This is a genomic window from Massilia sp. LjRoot122 (assembly GCF_964252725.1).
Classification (GTDB): Bacteria; Pseudomonadota; Gammaproteobacteria; order Burkholderiales; family Burkholderiaceae_D; genus Telluria.
Genome location: NZ_CAXUPB020000001.1, coordinates 999689 through 1018358 on the forward strand (window position 1 = coordinate 999689; position 18670 = coordinate 1018358).

Consider the following 18670-nt stretch of genomic DNA (forward strand, 5'->3'; position numbering starts at 1 on the left):
CTTACAAAATATTTACCAAAGGGGGTAGAGGCGCCGCCGCCACGGGTATATAACAACGGCATGGGAATCCTGATCGATCTGTTCCGCCGTGCCGCATTGGCGCTGCTGGTCCTGGGCGTGGCCGCGGCGCCGCAGGCGCATGCCCGCACGCCGATGGACGAGCGACTGGCACTGCACCTGCTGAACCGGCTGGCTTACGGCCCCGCACCGGGCGACGTCGAGCGGGTACGCGCCATGGGAGTAGATGCCTATGTCGACAGCCAGCTTGCGCCTCCGCCCTTGCCGCCCCGGCTGGAAGCACGCCTGCGCGAGTTGGCCGACCCCGGCACGCCGGCTGCCGAGGCAAGCCTGCTGCGCGCCATCGCCAGCCCGCACCAGCTGGAAGAAGTGCTGACGGCATTCTGGCTGGCGCATTTCATGGAGGGGCAAGCTGGCGATGCGGAAGCTGGCGCAGGCGCGGCATTGCGTCCGCACGTGCTGGGCCACTACGCCGCACTGCGCGCGGCAATCAGGCCATATCTGCTTGCGCGGGGCAGGCCATACGCCGGCGGCAGCGGCCGCGATGCCATGGGGGCACTGATCCGGCATTTCGTCTCCGCTCCATCGGCAGGCCTGTACCGGTCACTGGAGCGGGTATGGGACAAGACGGGAGGCGACCAGCGCGCGGTGCTGCGCGCATTGCTGACCAGCCGCGAATTCCTGGCGCCGGCCCAATGGAACAGCAAACGCAAGGATGATTTCCGCTTTGTCGTGTCGGCGGTGCGGGCATCCGGCGTGGCGGTGGAAAATGTGGCCCCGCTGGCGGAATTCCTGCGGGCTCCGATGGCGCCTGGCGAGCGTAGCGCTTTCGTGGAACAGCTGGCCGGCGGCCGGCTGGCGCTGGCCCAGGCGCCGCCGCAGGCGCACCGGCATGCCTCCTCGGCGCCGCCCATGCGGGCAGCCGTCGAGGGAGCGCCGCCACAGGGCACGGTGGCCCAGCCGGGCCCGGTGTTGATGGAAGCGCCGACGCCCTCGGCCGCTGCGATGGCGGCTGCGGCGCGCAGCCAGCCGCCCGATGCCGACCGCCTGCGCCAACTGCTGCGCAGCGAGGATTTCCAGCGTTATTGATACGGGGAAGTGAATATTGCGCAGTGCAACAAAGCGCACTGGAGTGTCTGTTTTTGGAAACGCTTCCTTGCCGACCCTGGCACCGTAGTTCTACTGTATTGCGGTGCACAAAAAATCGCGCTATATTGGAACCGTCTCCTCCAGTTTTCTCCGAAAATTGGATTATCGCCCGCCAGCCGCAAGGTTCGCGGGCGCTTTTTTTGCGTTTAAATCGCGTCGGCGCCTTGGAAGGAGCCGGCACGCCAGGTCAGCACCAAGGTGTCGCGGTGCCCGTGTTCGCCGAGCGGCTGGATCGGCGTCGATTCGTGGATGACGGCGGCGTCGTCGAGCAGCAGCAGGGTCCACGGTTCCAGCATCGTGAAACGCTTGCCGGCAGGCCCGTCGGCCTCGAATACCCGGGTTTCCCCGCCCTTGATGCCGCTGCGGCCGATCAGGATGACGGCAACGAAGTCGACGCCGTCGCGGTGTGCGCCTTCCGGCGTCGGGCGGCCAATGCCGTCGGCGGTGTCGATGCGGAACTGGTGCGCTTCCACATACCAGGTCTGGCGTCCGCGCACTGCCGAACAGGCGTCGCCCAGTGCGCGCAGCAGGCGCCCCCAGGCCGGGTTGGCGATGGTCGCGGTCTCGATCGGTGCGAACAGGCGGTGCATGCCGCCGTGCAGGGCGTTGTACTCGACCGGCTGCCAGTGCGGACGGTGCGCCACCTGTACCAGGGCATGGCCGGCATCGTCGCTCTCGTCGATAAAACAGGAATGGCGGCGGCGCCGGTAGCGGCCGCCGTCCTTGAGGTAGTTGTCGAGTTCGAGCCGGTCCCAGCCCGGCACGAGCGATTGCAGCTCGTCGAGGGTGCAGCCCGCGAGGCGGGCCACGTCCTGGGGACGCAGGAGGGCGTAGCCCTCGCTGCGTACGGCGTCCGCCAGCTGCGAGGGATCGGTGTAGGGAAGATCAGGTGTGGTCATCCGGTTAGCGTAGCATTTTTCCACGCTACCGGCGTGACCCAGGGCAATTTCCTACCAGTTCTTGGTGAGGCTGAGGCGGAAGGAACGCGGCTCGATCGGGTGGAAGTGGATGTCGTCGACGGCATCAAGCTCGTTCGCCAGGCGCGAAGCATAGTAGTAGTCGATCGCCGAATCGCGCCGGTTGCCCAGGTTGAAGCCTTCCAGCTCGATGTGCATGTCCTTGCCGATCCGGTAGCCGATGCGGCCGTTGAGCGTGACGCTCGCGCGCGAGCGCACGCTGTCGTCCTCGATCAACGGACGCGGGCCGAAGTAGCGCAGGCGCAGCGCGCCCGACCACGGACCCACGCGGTCCACCGTCAGGCCGAGCTGGGCCACGCCTTCGACCGCACCCGGAATCCGCGCATTTGCAACACCTTCGGCCGGGTTGCCGCCGCGCGAACGCGCCCGCGCGTAGGCTGCGTCGAAATCGACCGACAGCCATTTGTTGGTCTTGTAGCTGTTCGACACTTCGATGCCGTAGCGCCGGCTCGGGTCGCCCGCCTCGGTATTGCCGGCGTCGCCGATGTAGCTCAGCTCGGAATCGAAATCCAGGCGGTACAGCGCCAGCGTGGTTTCCATTTTCGGGATCGCCACCGTGCGCAGGCCCACTTCGACGCCGCGCGAACGCACCAGGCCCGGCGTGCGGTCCACCGGATCGAGCGTCTTCGGATCGATCGCCGCCACCGTGCCGCGCGCATCGTTGCTGTGGAAGCCGTGGCCATAATTAAAATACAACTCGCTGTGCTTCCAGGGGCCGTAGGCGACGTTCAGCGTCGGCGTGGCCAGCGAGTCGCGGGAACGGCCGGAATTCTCCTGGCGGTCGCTCTCGACACGGAAGCGGTAGGCGTTCGCCCGCACCCCCACGACGGTGCGCAGGGCTTCGCTCCAGCGTGTCGCGTTTTCCAGGTAGACGCCCAGGCTGGATTCGACGATATGGTCTTCGCGGGTGGTGGCCAGGCGCCGGCGCGCGCGGGTGTCATGCAGGCCGTTGAAGATGTTGTCGCTCTGGACCTGCAGGCCTGCGGTGAAGTCAGAGGAAATCTCGCCCTTGCGGTAGACGTGCCAGGTATGGCTGCCGTCCAGGCCCGTGGTGACGCGCCGGTCCGGCTGGCTGAACTGGTCGCCGTTCACCGGGTCATTCATGAAATAAGTGAAGTTCGAATACAGATCGCCCTGGTTGCGGATCACGTAGGCGCTCAGGCTCGATGCGGTGTCGGCGGCGGTCTTGCGCCAGACACCGGACAGGCTGCTGCGCTGGGCTTCGCCGCCGTCGCTCAGGTCGATCGTGTCGTAGCGGCCCAGCCGGCCGGAGGCGACCGCGCGCAGCGGCACCTGGTCGGTCGCGTTCCAGTGACCGCGATAGTGCATTGCGCTGACGCTCCAGCCATTGTTGGCGAAGCCGCGGCTGTAGCGCAGCACCGCATTGATCTTGCGGTAGCCGTCCGGGCGCGTCCACGGGCCGTCATTCTTCAGCAGCTCCAGCGCGTACAGCAGGGTGCCGCCGGACAGCTCGGGCGATCCGGCCACGACGCCGCGCCCATAGCCATCCGGGCCGGCGGTCAGCGACACCAGCGGCGCTACCAGCCGGTTGGCGTAGACCAGCGAGGCCTTGCCGGCCGAGGAAAAATCTCCTTCGGCCGAGGAGTAGGGTCCCTTGCGGTAGTCGAGGCGGGCGACCAGCTCCGGAATCAGGAAATTCAGGTCGGTCCAGCCCTGGCCATGTGCATGGCTGCGCTGGTTGACCGGCATGCCGTCGACCCAGGTGGCGAGGTCGGTGCCGTGGTCGAGGTTGAAGCCGCGCAGGTAAAACTGGTTGGCCTTGCCCTCTCCGCTGTGCTGGCTGGCGATCAGGCCAGGGGTGGCCTCGAGCAGCTCGCCGGGACGGTACACGGTGCGCTGGGCCAGTTCCCTGGCGCCGACGCTGCCGGCGCTGGCGGAGTCGGTAAGGCCGATCTGGTTGGCGCGCGAACCTTCCACCAGCACGCGCTGCAGGACGAAATCGTCGGCCATGGCGGGTGCCTGGGCCAGCAGCGCAGCCAGCGCACAGGGAAGGGGGCGGAGTGTCATGGACGGTTTCCCTGGGTCGGCTGTTCGAGCGCCGCCTGGGTAAAGGTCAGCGAACGGACCGCGCCGGCCTCGTTCAGGTTGACGGTGTTGACCTGGTCCGGCAGGAAGTCGATCAGGACGCCCTGGTGGATCGCGGCGGTCTTCGACAGCGGTGCGTTCTCCAGTTCCTGGTAGATGACCACGCTCTGCGAGTCGGCCGTCATGCCGACCCAGCGTACCGGCAGGCGCGCCTTGTCCTGGCCCATGAGCCAGAAGCGTCCTTCGACGTACTTGCGCAGCACGGCCTGGTCTTCCGGATCGCCCAGGTCGAACTGGCGCCCGTATAGGTTCATCAGGAGCGCCTCGACGTCGTGCGCCATGTAGGTATGGACGATCTCCGTGCTGTTGGTGCGCGCGTTGTACGCGACTTCGGTGATCCCCATGTGGAAGCGGTGCGCGCCCGCCGCCGCGCTCACGAACAGGAGCGTGGCGGCGAACAGCAGCTTGAAGCGGTGCAGGATCATTGTTCGGCCTTCTTCTCGGCGGCCGGGGCTTTCGGCGGCGCCAGCTTGGTATTGAAGTCGCGCATCAGGTTGCCCGTGGCCGGATCACGCTCGGTCTTGAACAGCTCCAGGCGCGACGGAACGGTCCTGGCCGGCCAGCTGTTGTTGCTCACGTCGATGTCGGCGGTTTCCCAGTACGGGTCCTGGGCCAGGCCCACGATCGGCTCGTCCGTGACGAACAGCTTGGTGATCTTCTTGGGCGAGTAGCGCCACACTTCGGCCGGGATGCGCTCGATGTACTTCTTGCCGCTCTTGGTCGTGATCTCGACGATCAACGGAGTCACCAGGCCACCCTTGTTGCTGAAGTCCACCAGGTACAGGTGCTTGCCTTCCTTGAGCAGCTTCTTTTCCCACTCTTCCAGGCCGGCCATCGTCTCGTTGAACTTGTTGCGGTCCTTGTTGGTGACGGTGAAGTCGTCGTTCTGGTTGTAGAAGTCCTTCAGCTCCGGGAAGCGGTCGACACGGCGCTCCATGCCCTTGTTGCGCTGGTCGGTGACCGAGATCGGCTCTTCCTGCTTGCGGGCGCGGGCCCAGGCCTTTTCGATCTCCGGATCCTTGCTGCTGACGGTGTACTCGGTGATGCCGTCCACGCTGATGTCGACCGCGTCGGTGGTGTAGAACCAGCCGCGCCAGAACCAGTCGAGGTCCGTGCCGGACGCGTCTTCCATGGTGCGGAAGAAGTCGGCCGGGGTCGGGCGCTTGAACTTCCAGCGCTCGGCGTATTCCTTGAAGGCGAAGTCGAACAGCTCACGGCCCAGGATGGTCTCGCGCAGCACGTTCAGCGCGGTGGCCGGCTTGGCATAGGCGTTGTTGCCGCGCTGGAGGGTCGACTCTGCATTCGTCATGACCGGCACCTGGTTGGTGCTGCGCATGTAGTCGACGATGTGACGCGCCTCGCCGCGGCGCGCCGGGTAGTTGTCTTCCCAGGCTTCCTCGGCCAGGAACTGCAGGAAGCTGTTCATGCCCTCGTCCATCCAGGTCCACTGGCGCTCGTCCGAGTTGACGATCATCGGGAAGTAGTTGTGGCCGACCTCGTGGATGATCACGCTGATCAGGCCGTACTTGGTGCCCTTCGCATAGGTGAGTTCACCGGTTTTCTTGTCCTTGACCGGGCGGCCGGCGTTGAACGAGATCATCGGGTATTCCATGCCGCCGATCGAGCCGTTCACGGAAATCGCGGTCGGGTAGGGATAGTCGAAGGAATACTTGTTGTACTGTTCGATGGTGTGGATCACGGCGGCCGTCGAATAGCGTTCCCACAGCGGGTTGCCTTCCTTCGGGTAGTAGGACATCGCCAGCACGTCCTTGTCGCCGCTCTTGATGCCCTGGGCGTCCCAGATGAACTTGCGGCTCGAGGCAAAGGCGAAGTCGCGCACGTCGCGCGCCTTGAAGTGCCAGGTCTTGGTGGCTTTCGAACGCTGCTTTTCAGCGGCTTCCGCTTCCCCCTGGGTGACGATGACGACCGGCTTCTTCGCCGTACGCGCCTGGCGCAGGCGCTCGCGCTGGGCGGCGCTCAGCACCGCATCCGGGTTCTGCAGCTCGCCGGTCGAGGCGACCACGTGGTCGGCCGGCACGGTGATCTGCACGTCGTAGTCGCCGAACTCCAGCGTGAACTCGCCGTCGCCCATGTACTGCTTGTTCTGCCAGCCCTTGACGTCGTAGTAGGCCGCCATGCGCGGGAACCACTGGGCGCTCAGGTAGATATCGTTGCCGTCGTCGAACTTCTCGAAGCCCGTGCGGCGGCCGACGACGTTCGCTTCGGGGATGTTGATGGTCCAGGCCATGTTGAAGGACGCGCGCGCGCCGGGCTTGAGCGGCTGCGGCAGGTCGATCCGCATCATGGTCTTGTTGACCGTATGACGCAAGGCGCGGCCGTCGCTGCCGGTCAGGCTGGTGACCTGGATGCCGCCTTCGAAGCGCCGCTGTTCGAGCGTGGCCTTCAGGGTGTCGAACTTGACGCCGTCGGTGCCGCGCGCCTGCCAGGCTTCGCGCGAGGGCAGGGTGGCGATGCGGCGGTTGTCCGAATCGGCGCGGAACATGTTCTGGTCCAGCTGCACCCACAGGTAGGACAGCGTGTCCGGCGAATTGTTGTGATAGGTGACGGTGCCCGAGCCGCTGACGGTGCGCTTGCTCTCGTCGAGGGTGGCGCGCAGGCGGTAGTCGGCGCGCTGCTGCCAGTAGCGGTGACCCGGCGCGCCGGAGGCGGTGCGGGTGTCGGTGGCGGTCGGCAGCAGCTCGTCGAGCTGGCGGAACTTGTCGTCGAAAGCCGGCGCGGCCTGCGCGGCGCTGGTCAGGAACACAGCGACAATCGCCGCCTGCAGTTGTTTCATTTTCATGCTCGGGTCGTCTTCAATAAAGAAACGGCAGGGCACGCAGCCCTGCCGGTTGTGAGGCGCTGAGCGCCTCCAGTCGAACTACTACTTACTCGGCCTTCGGCGCCTCTTCCTTCTGGCCGGCCGCTTTCGGCGGCGCCAGCTTGGTATTGAAGTCGCGCATCAGGTTGCCCGTTGCCGGATCACGCTCGGTCTTGAACAGCTCCAGGCGCGACGGCGTCGGCTTGGCCGGCCAGCTGTTGTTGCCCACGTCGATGTCGGCGGTTTCCCAGTACGGGTCCTGGGTCAGGCCCACGATCGGCTCGTCCGTGACGAACAGCTTGGTGATCTTCTTGGGCGAATAGCGCCACACTTCGGCCGGGATGCGCTCGATGTACTTCTTGCCGCTCTTGGTCGTGATCTCGACGATCAACGGAGTCACCAGGCCGCCCTTGTTCGAGAAGTCCACCAGGTACAGGTGCTTGCCTTCCTTGAGCAGCTTCTTTTCCCAGTCTTCCAGGCCGGCCATCGTCTCGTTGAACTTGTTGCGGTCCTTGTTGGTGACGGTGAAGTCGTCGTTCTGGTTGTAGAAGTCCTTCAGCTCCGGGAAGCGGTCGACACGGCGCTCCATGCCCTTGTTGCGCTGGTCGGTGACCGAGATCGGCTCTTCCTGCTTGCGGGCGCGGGCCCAGGCCTTTTCGATCTCCGGATCCTTGGTGCTGACGGTGTACTCGGTAATGCCGTCCACGCTCACGTCGACCGCGTCGGTGGTGTAGAACCAGCCGCGCCAGAACCAGTCGAGGTCCGTGCCGGAAGCGTCTTCCATGGTGCGGAAGAAGTCGGCCGGGGTCGGGCGCTTGAACTTCCAGCGCTCGGCGTATTCCTTGAAGGCGAAGTCGAACAGCTCGCGGCCCAGAATGGTCTCGCGCAGCACGTTCAGTGCGGCGGCCGGCTTGGCATAGGCGTTGTTGCCGAACTGGAGCAGCGACTCCGAGTTGGTCATGATCGGCACCTGGTTCTGGCTGCGCATGTACTGGACGATCGAACGCGGGTGGCCGCGCATTTCATCCCAGTCTTCTTCCCAGGCTTCCTGGGCCAGCGACTGCACGAAGGAGTTCAGGCCCTCGTCCATCCAGGTCCACTGGCGCTCGTCCGAGTTGACGATCATCGGGAAGTAATTGTGGCCCACTTCGTGGATGATCACGCCGATCAGGCCGTACTTGGTGCGCTTCGAGTAAGTCAGCTCGCCGGTCTTCTTGTCCTTGACCGGACGCGGACCGTTGAAGGTGATCATCGGGTATTCCATGCCGCCCACCGGACCGTTCACCGAGATCGAGACCGGGTAGGGGTAGTCGAACGAGTACTTGTTGTACTGCTCGATGGTGTGGATGATCGCGTGGGTCGAGTAACGCTCCCACAGCGGGTTGCCTTCCTTCGGGTAGTAGGACATGGCCATCACGTCCTGCTTGCCCGACTTGATACCCTGGGCATCCCAGATGAACTTGCGGCTCGACGCGAACGCGAAGTCGCGCACGTTCCTGGCCTTGAAGTGCCAGGTCTTGGTGGTGGTGGCGCGTTTTTTTTCTGCCGCTTCGGCTTCGGCCTGGGTCACGATGATGACCGGCTTCTTGGCCGTGCGGGCCTGCTGCAGGCGCTCGCGCTGGGCCGCGGTGAGCACTTCGTTCGGGTTCTGCAGTTCGCCGGTGGAGGCGACGATGTGGTCGGCCGGCACGGTGATCTGCACGTCGTAATCGCCGAACTCCAGCGTGAATTCACCGGCACCCAGGAACTGCTTGTGCTGCCAGCCGTAGACGTCGTAGTAGGCCGCCATGCGCGGGAACCACAGGGCGATCTCGAACAGGTCGTTACCGTCCTCGAACTTCTCGTAGCCCGAACGGCCGCCGAGCACCTTCTGCTCGTTGATGTTGTAGTTCCAGTCGAGGCTGAACGACACGCGCGCACCCGGCTTGAGCGGCTGCGGCAGGTCGATGCGCATCATGGTGCCGTTGATGGTGTACTTCAGCTGGCCGCCGCCGCTGTCGCGCACGTTGCGGATGTTGAAGCCGCCCTGGAAGCTGTTCCCTTCGAGGACGTTGCGCAGGGCGTCGAACTTTACGCCGTCCGTGCCGCGCGCCTGCCAGGCTTCGCGCGAAGGCAGGACAGCCGTGCTGCGGGCAGCAGAATCCGGCTTGTAGATGTTCTCGTCCAGCTGCAGCCAGAGGTATTTCAGCGTGTCAGGGGAATTGTTGTGGTACGTGATGGTGCCGGAGCCGGTGAGCGCACGCTTGCTCTCGTCGAGCGTGGCGCGCATCTTGTAGTCGGCGCGCTGCTGCCAGTAAGCGTGGCCAGGTGCGCCCGACGCGGTGCGCACGGCGCCCGGCGTCGGCAGCAATTCATCGAGCTGACGGAATTTGTCGTCGAAAGGCGGCGCAGCGAAAACGGTGGCACTGAGGCACAACGCAGCCAATCCGATGGGCATACGGATCATATTTCCCCTGAATTTTATTTGGAATAGGAAAAAGTATTCTATCTTTACCTAAAATCAATTGCTCAGAGGATTTGTAAAAAAACTGATACATGATGCATATGTATGCCTAGGCCAAGCCCCAGAAAGGCAGCTCCAGATCGAGGGCGCGTTCCAGCAGCCAGACTGCGGCCACCAGCGCGATCGCGGCCGACCCGCCCAGCATCACCACGCGCCGGTAGAAGAAGCCCTTGCGCAGCCACCAAGCGAGCGGCAGGAAGATGGCGACGATGGCCAGCTGGCCGAGCTCGACGCCCACATTGAAGCCAACCAGGGACAGCAGCAGGGCGCTCTGCGGCAGGCCGAGCTCGGCCAGTACGCTGGCGAAACCGAAACCGTGCAGCAGGCCGAAGCCGAAGGCGAACAGGACGCGGCCGCGCTGGTATAGCGGCCGCAGGTTGTTCAGCGCCGCCACGATCACCGAGGCCGCGATCGCCGATTCGACCAGGCGCGAGGGCAGCGCCAACACCCCCAGCGCGGCCAGGCTCAGGGTCAGCGAGTGCGCCAGCGTGAAGGCGGTGACGACGCGCACCACGTCCATCCCGGCGCTGCGGAAGCCTTCCCGGCCCACCCATTGCTGGTCGCGGTAGAGCAGCACGGCCGGCAGCAGGAGCGACAGCAGGAACAGGATGTGATCGAAGCCGATCCAGATATGCCACACACCCTGCTTCACGTAATCGGCGAACTGGCGCCAGTGCGCCGGCTCGGCCAGGCGCAGCTGCTGTTGTGGATTGTCGGGGCCGAGGATGGCGGTGGAAGTGGCGCCGGCACCTGCCTTGCGCAGGGCCAGCAGGCCGCGGTGCTGCGGGTCGAGTTCGGCCAGCAGCGTATAGCCCACCGCCAGCGTGTCCACTGGTGCGGCGCAGGCGCCGCGCAGCACCAGCACCGTATAAGCGCCGTCGGTATGGCTGTCGACCAGCTGCTGCGTGACCGTGAGCGGGCAGGCGGCGCCATCGGACGACAGTGTCAGGCGGCTGAGCGCATAGGCTTCGATGGCGCCGTGCCGCGCACGCACCTCGTCCCAGGTCAGCTGGCCGTCGCCGTCGGCATCCAGTCCGACGGCCAATTCGAGGTCGCGCAGGGCGATGTCCCAGCGGCCCTCGATGCGCGCACCGTCGACGGCAAGATTCAGGTAGCTGTCGCTGGCCTTGTGGGCGGATGCCGCAGGGGACCATGACAGCGCCAGCGCCGCCAGCAGGGCAAGCAGGGGCCGCATCATGTCCTGGCTCCCAGGTTCTGCGCGACGGCGTCGAGCGTGCGGTCTTCCAGCCTGCTGTGGCGCAGCCAGTCGCGTACCAGGCGCGCAGCCTCGGTGTCGCCGCTGGCGGCCGCGGCCCGCGCCAGGATGCGCAGGTCGGCCGGTTCCTTCTGCACTGCCCAGTTGAGTTTCGCAAGACGCACCGCCGCGGCCGGATCCCCGGCAAGCTCCAGCGCGAAGCGCGCTTCCTCGCGGCGGTGGACCGTGTCGCCGCGGCGCCGCGCGGCCTCGAAGCGGGCACGCAGTGCCGCGCTCTGGCGCGCCGCATCGGGGGCGCCAAGCTCGGAAAGCGCGAGCGCATGGCGCAGCAGCAGGGCGTCGGCCTGGGTGCGTGTGCCGAGCAGGCGCACCACGTCCTGCGCGCGGCCGCGTTCGAGCAGGAAGTCGGCGTAGGCGGCCAGCAGATAGGTATCCTGCTGATCGATATTCAGGGCGCTGCGGAAGTGGGTGTCGGCCGCCGCATGGTCGCCGAGCCGTTCGGCCATTTCGGCCAGCAGGGTGGCGGACCAGGCGCGCAGCGGCGCCGGGCTGTCGGCACGCGCGGCGAGGCTGCGCTCCAGCCGCAGGTAGCTGGGGCGGGCCTGGCCGTTCAGGCTGCCCACCGAGGCCAGGCAGGTCTGCACGACCAGATCGGGCGCGCGGCCGAACAGGCGCGCGCAGCTGGCGCGTGCGCCGGCATGGTCGCCCGTCACTTGCTGGATGGTGGAGCGGGTGAGCCAGGCCTGGGCATTGCCGGGATCGCGCCGCACCACCTCGTCGAGATCCGCGAGGGCCTCGCCGAAGGAATGGGTGCTCTGGACGAGGGTGGCGCGCAGCACCAGCACTTCGGCCGGCGCACGCTCGCGCGGCTGTTTCCACCACGGAGCAAGGGCGGCCTGGGCATAGCCGAGGTAGCGCGGGTCGCCGTCGTGGCGTGCCTGCTCGATATAGCGGCGCGCCAGCGCGGCGGCGCGCGCCAGGTCGGAGGGATTGGCGGCCAGTTCGGTGCGCATGCGCGCCAGCTCGCGCTGGGTCGCATCCATGCGGCCCGGCAGGCGCTCGAGCACCTGGGCGCCGCTGGCCGGAGTATAGGGTGCGGCGGCGGCGGGGGCGGACAGCGCCAGCAAGCCCGCCAGCAAAACGGGGAAGAACGTCGGGTTCATCGGGGGCTCCAGGAAAGGCGGGATGCGGTGGACCGCGTCCCGCCTTGCGGTCGTGCTCTTACTGCACCGGGTCGGGCTCGGTGTTCTCGGGCGCGGTGGTGGCGATGGCGTCGACCTGGACCGGTTCCTCGACGTCGGTCATCGCAAAGAAGTTCGCGCTGATCGTGTTGAAGAACGCGTCGCCGACGGGCGGCGGCGGGGTGGTGGCGACCGGCGGCGGGGCCTGCGCGCTGTCATTGTCGCTGCTGCTGCCACAAGCGCTCAGCAGCAGGGCCAGCGGCACCAGCAGTGCGCCCTGGCGCATGCGGCGGATGATGGATGTCATGGCGTCCTCCTTACTGGTTGCCCGGCAGCGGCGTGTTCAGGTAGGGGAAGGTCGGCCTGTACGCAGCCGCGTTCTTGCGCACGCCATCGGTCAGGGCCAGGCCGCCGGCAGGCGCGTCGGACGGCTTGCAGCCGACGCCGAGGGCATCGGTGGCGCCGGTCAGCACGCACAGGGCGCCCATCGAGACCCGCAGCGCGATGTCGGTGACGTCATCGGCCGGACGGCGGCCGTTCGGGAAGCCGGCATTGTCGCCCGCCGCCACGCCCATCGGGTTCTGCGCCGCCAGCGCGGTCGGTGCGATGCTGGTGTTCAGGCGCAGCATCTCGGAGGCGACCACGTTCTTCGGCTGGTTCACGCCCGGCAGGCCTTTCAGGAAGGCGGTCACCAGGTCGTTGCGCGGGAAGTTGGTCGGGGCCTTGGCCGACGGGAACAGGGTCTCGATCAGGGCCGGCAGGGTCGGATTGGTGACGTAGTTGATGAACTGGCCGTCATCCTTCGGCTTCGAGGTATTGAAACGGTCCTTGTCGTCCAAACCGATGATGACTTCGTTCACCAGCGGCATGCCCAGGCGCGACACCTGGGTCCAGGCGCCGCCTTCCTTGGCGGCGTTGTTGATGCCGCTGGCCGGGGCCGGGTTGAGCAGGCGGCCCTGGCGCATGCTGGCGGTAGCATAGGCGCCGATGACCGGTTCGCCGGCCGCCACCACGCAGCTGATCGGCACTTCGATCGCAATCGCGCTGACGTTCTTGTTCTCGAGGTCGTTCTTGTTGCCGTTGACTTCGGCGCCCAGCGGGTTCAGGTTGACCAGGTCGAAGATCTTGCCGACCGCGATGTAGAAGGATTCCTTGCGCTGGCCGACGAAGACGCGGCCGGTACCGCAGCCGGGGATGTTGACGTCGTGGATGTGCTGGTTGGCATAGGTTTCGTAGCCGGTGGCGCTGCCGAAGGTCTTGTCGCCGATGTTGTCGACCGGCTTGTCGAACTCGGTGGCGCCGCCGGTGGCCGCGGCCAGGCGGGTGCGGGTGCCGGCGCGGCGGTCGCCCTTGACCATGTCGATGGTGAAGGTCTCGCGCACGTTGAGCGCGGCCGGGTTGACGCCGCTGATCGTGTTCGAATTGATCAGGGGGATCTGGACCTGTTTGCCGCCCACGTTGAGGGCGGTGCGCTTCGAGGTGCTCTTGAAGCGGAACTGGAAGGAAATGTCTTCCTTCGCGTCGCCGTTGTTGTCGACGTGGATTTCGTAGAGGGCGTTGTTGTCGAACTGGTAGAAGTTCGGGCCGCCCTGGGGATCCTGGAAGGGTATGAAGTTGGCGATCATGGTCACGTAGCCTTCGCGCCCTGGCGCGTAGCTGCGGAACAGGTAGAAGTCGGTCCCGTCGACCTTGGGCACATTGGTCAGGAACGGGGCTTCGCGGTGGCTCGAGGCTGCGGCGGGCAAGGCCAGTGCGGCAAGGGCCGCGCCCGAAAGCAGGGCGACGGCCCAAGGGTGATACTTGGCAGAATGCATGGTGATCTCCTCATTGATGTTGTGGTCCCCTCCAGGGGGTGGGCAAGCTTGCGGGGAAGACAGGACCCTGCGCGGCATGGCTACCCAGGCATATACGCAGGCAGCGCCTTATCGGATTCAAAATATTATTTTTTGTTGCATTGCCTTTGCGTAAATATGCTAAGTTCTTGATTGCTTGGCAAAATCGTCAAAATATCTTCGATCCGGAAGGTGCTCCCGTGCTTCAGTCGTCAAATTCGCTAAATTCATTAGAACTGAATACCTGGTTACGTGGCGCCGCGCAGAAAGATGCGCTCGCTTTTCGTCACTTATACGAGGCAAGTTCGCCGCGCCTGTACGGGCTGGCGCTGCGCATCCTGCGCCGCCGCGAGCTGGCCGAGGAAGCCTTGCAGGAAAGTTTTGTGTCGATCTGGCACCACGCCGGCGATTACCAGGCCGGGCTGTCGGCGCCGATGACCTGGATGACGACCATCGTCCGCAACAAGTCCTTCGACCTGTTGCGGCGCCTGCAGGCGGATGTCGAGATCGATGGTGCGGATTTCGACGAGCGGGTGCTGGCCTGCCTGCGCGACCCTGCTTCCAACCCGGCCGAAGCCCTCGAGCTGAGCAGCGAAGCCAAGGCGCTGGCGACCTGCATGTCCGCGCTCGAGGAAAAACACCGGCACGTGGTCGGCCTGGCCTTCTTCCACGACCTGTCGCATAGCGATGTGGCGCAGAAGCTCGCACTGCCGATCGGGACGGTGAAGACCTGGATCCGGCGCAGCCTGGCGCGCCTGCAGGACTGCCTGACGGGCGGGAGGGCGGCATGAACCTGCGCGGCAAGGACAGATTGCGTGACCGCCTGGCGGCCGAATACGTGCTGGGGACGCTGCGGGGCAGGGCGCGCCGCCGCTTCGAGGGCTATATGCACGGCGACGGCGCACTGCGCCGCACGGTGGCCGAATGGCGCGACCGGATCGGCGCCATGGCCGAATTCGTGCCTCCGGCGACCCCGCGCAGTCAGGTGTGGCGCGCCATCGAGGCACGCCTCGGGCTGCGCGCGCCGGCGCCGGCCTGGCAGTTCTGGCGCCACGGCACGCTCGGCTACTGGCGCACGCTTGGCGTGAGCGCGAGCATGGTGGCGGCGCTGCTGCTGGTGGCCGTGATGCAGGAACGCAGCGAGCCGTCCTTCAGCGACATCGCCACCCTGACCGACGAGCAGGCCCGCACCGCACTGCTGGTGCTGGCCGACCGCGAGCGCCAGCTCCTGAGCGTGCGCCTGGTCGAGGCACAACCGGTCAGCCCGGCGCAGACGCTGCAACTGTGGGCGGTGCCGCTACAGGGCAAGCCGCGTTCGCTCGGCGTGCTGGGCGCTGGACGCGAGCTGACCTTGCCGCTTACGCGCCAGGCGCTCGGCGCCGACGTGGCGCTGCTCGCGGTCAGCCTGGAACCGAAGGGCGGCTCGCCGGATCCGAACGGGCCGACCGGGCCGATCCTCTACAAGGGGGGCTGGGTCAGGGTGATGTAGGGAGCGTTAGTCGAAGCCGCGCACTGGGAATCCGGCATCGCGCTGGATCCAGTTGCGCGGCGAGTAGGCCGAGCGCGCATCGGTCGCATGCAGCGTGAACGCATGGCGCGACACCGGCGAGCGGTTCGGCGCGCTGTAGTGCGGCAGGAGGCCGTGGAAGCAGACCAGGGTGCCCGCTTTCGCTTCGAGCGGTACGGCGGTGCTGTCGTCCGGCCAGGGTGTCGCATCCAGCTTTTCCATGCTGATGGCGTCGCCATCGCGCAGGAAGCGTTCGCGCAGCGGGCCGCGGTGCCCGCCCGGTTCGGCCCACAGGCAGCCGTTGTCCACGGTCGCGTCTTCGAGCGCGAACCAGAAGGTGGTCACGGTGATCGGGTCGCTGTCGAAGAAGGTGGCATCCTGGTGCCAGCGCACCTCGCCGCCGATGCCCGGCTGCTTGAAGATGTACATCGACTGCCAGACCTGCGCCTGTTCGAGGCCGAGATCGCGCGCCACGGCGGCCAGTTTCGGGTCGCGCGTGAACGCATTGAAGACCGGATCGAGGTCGTGCATCGCGTGGCCGATCTTGTTGATCGACAGGGCCTTGGCCTGGCGCAGTTGGCCGTCCGCACCGAAGGCTTCCTCTTCGAAGAAGCAGCGTACCGTGTTGTCCGAGCCGAGGAACCAGGCGTCGCTGGCGCGTTCCTGGTCTTTGGTGGTGAAGATGGCCCGCGATTCGCTGGGGTCGAAGGCGTCGACGATCTCCTCGGCGCGCCGGCGCAGCGCAGCGATCTCGTCGAGGTTCTTGAAGCCGGGGACGACGAGGAAGCCGTCACGCTGGAATTGGTCGCGCTGTTCTGGTGTCAGCATGTGGGAGATCCGGGGCAAAACGCCATTGTAGCGTTGCTGCACAGGGTATCAGGCAAGCGGGAAAAAGCTGGGGGCAGGTCCGATAGTCGGACATACTGCGTGAAAATCATTGTACTAGAGCTGGGCTCGTGTCCAAATGTCAGACCTGACCCTGTGACCTTCTAGCGCGCCACAGACGGGCGGCTCAGGCCACCGCGTCCGCCGCCATCGTGAAGGTGAACGAGGTGGAGCCGGCGCTTGACCCGATCTCGATCGTGCCGCCGTGGCCGCGCGCGATCTGGTCGACGATGTAGAGGCCGAGCCCGAGGCCTTCGCTGCCGGCGCGCGAGGCTGCGCGCCAGTAGGGTTTCAGGAGCTGGTCGATGACGGCGGGGCTGAGGTCCGGCCCGCCGTTGGTGACGCGCAGGGTGAAGCGGCCCTCGCGCACGTGGGCGACGACGAACACGGGATGCTGCTCGCTGCCGTGTACCAGGGCGTTCTTCAATAGATTCGACAGCAGCTGCGCCAGCCGCTCCGGGTCGCAGTGCAGCGACATGCCGGGCTGGAACGCGGTATCGATCACGCGCTCCGGATACAGCCCCGAGAGCTCGTCCACGACGTCGTACAGGCGCAGGTCGGCGCCCTTCACCGGCCGCAGGTCGAGCGCGATGCCGCCGCCCATGCGGCCGCGCGTGAAGTCGACCACGTCCTCGACCAGCGCCGCCATGCGCCGGGTGCTGCGCCGGATCCGTTCGACCACCTGGCGGGTGGACGGGTCCTGGTGCTTCAGCAGCAGGATCTCGGTGCCCGACAGGACGGAGCCGAGCGGGGTGCGCAGGTCGTGCCCGAGCACGGCGATGAACTGCTCGCGCAGCTCGGCCGTCTCGCGTTCATCGAGCAGGGCGGCACGCGCTTCGCCCAGCGAGCGCTCGCTCTCGAGCTGCTTGGCGATCAGTTCGGTGAACAGCTGCAGGGTCGAGACGGTGACGGCATCGGTCAGCCTGGCCGGTTCCGGGTCGAGGCCGCACAGGGTACCGAAATACTGGCCGTCGGGCCGGAACACGGGAATCGAGAAGTAGCTCTGGAAGCCGTAGATGCGCGGGGTGTGGTGCTCGCAGTACTGCGCACTTTCACGTACGTGGTCGATGATCACGGCGGCGCCGGTATCGCGGACTTCCTCGCACAAGGTGGTGGTGACGTCGAGCGGGTCGCCCGGATGGAGGCCGAATTCGAGCCGGTCGAGCACCGCGCAGGCGGTCCAGGAATCCCGGGTGACGTGGGCGATGCACACGAAGCGCAGGCCGGTCATCGCGGCCACGGTTTCGAGGATCTTCGGGACGGCGCCGATCGCCTGGATCTCGTCGACGCAAGTAGGTGTGCTGCCAGCCATGGACCGCCCCACGAAAATAATTATCCGGGCATGGTAACACCTGTGAAGGCGGGACCGCTCAGCTGTTACAAATCCAGCGCCCGTCCGCGTAAACACGTTCATCGCCGAGGTAGACCGCATCGGTCACCGCGAACACGTCGATGTGGTAGCGCGCATCCTTGCGCTTGAAGCCCGGCTTCGGGTACACCCCGTGCTTGGCGCCCAGCGACAGGTGGATGCCGCACATGCGCTCGTAGGTGCCGATGTCGTCCACGCGGCGCTCGCGCGTGAAGGCGCGATTCATGCCGAAGCCCAGCTCGCGCACCCAGACCTCGCCTTCATCCGCGGTGATGTTGTCCAGCACCTGCTGGAAGGCCGGCGTCGCGTTCTCGGTGCCGACCACGCGCCCGCGTTCGATGATCAGGGTGACCGGAATATCCGGGCGGTTGGAGCGGTAGGAGGTGTCGCCGAAGACGTGCACCTGCACCCGGCCGTGCACGGCTTCCAGGTCGAGCGCTTCGGTGAACACCTCGCCGATCGGGAACTGGCCGCCGACGTTATGCATCTCGCTGTAGTCGCCCACGTTCAGCTTGGCCGGCTCGAGAGGCGAACTGAAATGCAGGGTTTCGCCGCCGCCGAGCACGCGCGCATGCGGCGCCGCGTCGATACGCGCCTTCAGTGCGCGTCCGGTGCCGCGGAAATAGGCCGGGTCGTAGGCCAGCGCCTCGATGTAGTGCGCCGACTGCGGGCCCGGCATGCGCGACAGGTGCACGTGCTCGATCACCTTCAGCCCCAGCTTGAACAGCTCGACCCGGATGCGAAAGCCGTCGAGGCGGAAGTTGGTGGACTGCACCAGCACCACCAGGTCCTGCGCTGCCATCGCGCGGAAGGCGGCCAGCACGGCGTCCGGCGTGGCGCTGTCGAAGTCGACGAAGCGCGCGTCCGGGAGGTTGCGGCGGTAGCCCTCGGCCAGGGCGCGCGCCAGCGCAGTGCGTTCGTCGTAGACGACCAGCGCCTGCTGTCCGGGACCGTGTTCGAGCGCGATCGCCAGGATGTCGCGCAGGTGCGCGGCGGCGGCGTCGATGGCGGTCGCGGGCAGGTCGTCCTGCTGGGGGAGGGCGGTCGGATCTGGGGTATGCATGTTGCGGGGAAATGGAAGGGAAATCGCCGCCATTATACGTACGTTG

15 protein-coding genes are annotated in these 18670 nt (G+C 66.3%); 3 read left to right on the forward strand and 12 right to left on the reverse strand.

The features are described from left to right. The first annotated feature begins 60 nt into the window (after nucleotides 1-60). Nucleotides 61-1107 carry a DUF1800 family protein gene (locus ACSQ25_RS04325; protein ID WP_436104480.1) on the forward strand — a complete coding sequence of 349 codons (1047 nt, stop codon included), beginning with the start codon at nucleotides 61-63 and terminating at the stop codon, nucleotides 1105-1107. 206 nt (nucleotides 1108-1313) lie between these two features. On the opposite strand, the gene ACSQ25_RS04330 is transcribed toward ACSQ25_RS04325, so the two are convergent. The 9 genes from ACSQ25_RS04330 to ACSQ25_RS04370 form a co-directional block, all read right to left on the reverse strand. Then, the gene (locus tag ACSQ25_RS04330; protein WP_436104481.1) at nucleotides 1314-2066 is read right to left on the reverse strand and encodes a 2OG-Fe dioxygenase family protein; all 753 of its coding nucleotides are present in this window, start codon (nucleotides 2064-2066) and stop codon (nucleotides 1314-1316) included. 51 nt (nucleotides 2067-2117) lie between these two features. Next, on the reverse strand, nucleotides 2118-4172 hold the full coding sequence (locus ACSQ25_RS04335) for a TonB-dependent receptor (protein WP_436104482.1): 2055 nt from the start codon (nucleotides 4170-4172) through the stop codon (nucleotides 2118-2120). Next, nucleotides 4169-4675, reverse strand: a complete 507-nt coding sequence (locus ACSQ25_RS04340) for a DUF6702 family protein (protein WP_436104483.1) — start codon at nucleotides 4673-4675, stop codon at nucleotides 4169-4171. Before ACSQ25_RS04340 ends, ACSQ25_RS04335 begins: the two co-directional genes overlap by 4 nt. Further along, a complete protein-coding gene (locus ACSQ25_RS04345; RefSeq protein ID WP_436104484.1) occupies nucleotides 4672-7050 on the reverse strand; it encodes a M1 family metallopeptidase in 2379 nt (792 codons plus the stop codon). Before ACSQ25_RS04345 ends, ACSQ25_RS04340 begins: the two co-directional genes overlap by 4 nt. Nucleotides 7051-7135: 85 nt before the next feature. Continuing rightward, nucleotides 7136-9505: a M1 family metallopeptidase gene (locus ACSQ25_RS04350; protein WP_436108021.1), complete on the reverse strand. Its 2370-nt coding sequence runs from the start codon at nucleotides 9503-9505 to the stop codon at nucleotides 7136-7138. 115 nt (nucleotides 9506-9620) lie between these two features. Continuing rightward, a complete protein-coding gene (locus tag ACSQ25_RS04355; RefSeq protein WP_436104485.1) occupies nucleotides 9621-10769 on the reverse strand; it encodes a HupE/UreJ family protein in 1149 nt (382 codons plus the stop codon). Continuing rightward, nucleotides 10766-11950: a hypothetical protein gene (locus ACSQ25_RS04360; protein ID WP_436104486.1), complete on the reverse strand. Its 1185-nt coding sequence runs from the start codon at nucleotides 11948-11950 to the stop codon at nucleotides 10766-10768. Before ACSQ25_RS04360 ends, ACSQ25_RS04355 begins: the two co-directional genes overlap by 4 nt. A 58-nt stretch (nucleotides 11951-12008) precedes the next feature. Next, nucleotides 12009-12275 (reverse strand): hypothetical protein, encoded by a 267-nt coding sequence (locus tag ACSQ25_RS04365; protein WP_436104487.1) that lies wholly within the window; start codon nucleotides 12273-12275, stop codon nucleotides 12009-12011. Nucleotides 12276-12285: 10 nt separating this feature from the next. Continuing rightward, complete coding sequence (locus ACSQ25_RS04370) at nucleotides 12286-13782, reverse strand: DUF4331 domain-containing protein (RefSeq protein WP_436104488.1); 1497 nt, start codon at nucleotides 13780-13782, stop codon at nucleotides 12286-12288. Nucleotides 13783-14000: 218 nt separating this feature from the next. Between ACSQ25_RS04370 and ACSQ25_RS04375 the strand changes: the two genes are divergently transcribed. Next, complete coding sequence (locus ACSQ25_RS04375) at nucleotides 14001-14591, forward strand: RNA polymerase sigma factor (protein WP_436104489.1); 591 nt, start codon at nucleotides 14001-14003, stop codon at nucleotides 14589-14591. Beyond that, a complete protein-coding gene (locus ACSQ25_RS04380; RefSeq protein ID WP_436104490.1) occupies nucleotides 14588-15289 on the forward strand; it encodes an anti-sigma factor in 702 nt (233 codons plus the stop codon). Before ACSQ25_RS04375 ends, ACSQ25_RS04380 begins: the two co-directional genes overlap by 4 nt. A gap of 6 nt (nucleotides 15290-15295) precedes the next feature. Here ACSQ25_RS04380 and ACSQ25_RS04385 read toward each other — a convergent pair whose 3' ends face one another. The 3 genes from ACSQ25_RS04385 to ACSQ25_RS04395 form a co-directional block, all read right to left on the reverse strand. Further along, a complete protein-coding gene (locus tag ACSQ25_RS04385; protein WP_436104491.1) occupies nucleotides 15296-16135 on the reverse strand; it encodes a phytanoyl-CoA dioxygenase family protein in 840 nt (279 codons plus the stop codon). 184 nt (nucleotides 16136-16319) lie between these two features. Further along, a complete protein-coding gene (locus ACSQ25_RS04390; RefSeq protein ID WP_436104492.1) occupies nucleotides 16320-17504 on the reverse strand; it encodes a GAF domain-containing sensor histidine kinase in 1185 nt (394 codons plus the stop codon). A 58-nt stretch (nucleotides 17505-17562) separates the two neighbouring features. Further along, nucleotides 17563-18624: a hypothetical protein gene (locus tag ACSQ25_RS04395; RefSeq protein ID WP_436104493.1), complete on the reverse strand. Its 1062-nt coding sequence runs from the start codon at nucleotides 18622-18624 to the stop codon at nucleotides 17563-17565. Between the last annotated feature and the right edge of the window lie 46 nt (nucleotides 18625-18670).